Source organism: Bradyrhizobium algeriense (assembly GCF_003062295.1).
Classification (GTDB): domain Bacteria; phylum Pseudomonadota; class Alphaproteobacteria; order Rhizobiales; family Xanthobacteraceae; genus Bradyrhizobium; species Bradyrhizobium algeriense.
Window position 1 is genome coordinate 1 of sequence record NZ_PYCN01000263.1, and the last position, 455, is coordinate 455.

General features: G+C 56.5%; 1 protein-coding gene. It reads right to left on the reverse strand.

Annotated features, from left to right (window positions below; genetic code table 11):
* Window positions 1–54: 54 nt before the first annotated feature.
* Window positions 55–455 (reverse strand): MBL fold metallo-hydrolase (locus C7G61_RS45785; protein WP_476727218.1); only part of this gene is annotated, 401 nt, incomplete at its 5' end.

The window sequence follows — 455 nt, forward strand, 5'->3', positions numbered from 1 at the left end:
CAACTCAGGATGATACCCCACAGATGTCAGGAAATTTGCGACAGACTGCTTTGCTCATAACTCCGAGATTCGATAGCCATCCTCCATACAATGCACTCGGCCGAAGCCAATATGGCCGCCTGCGACGGCCCATCCGCCGCGGGCGGCATGCTCCAATGCGGTTTGGCGTGTTGTCGCAGCAACCACAGGAGAAAGGTCGTAGATCATCCCAATATTTGGATCGCGGGACTGGAGTGCCCCCAAATGCAGCACATCCCCCCAGATAAAAAGCGTGTCATCATTACCATGCAAAAGATATCCCGTGTGACCGGGAGTATGGCCCGGTAACCGCCGGGCCTCTATACCCGGTAGGACGTGGCCTTCAGGGCATTTTTGGATACGGGTACCATAGGTCTCTTGCAGCCGTTCAGCCACGGAGAACCCGCCGCGTCCGGCTTCTGGTGTTGCTTCACGTG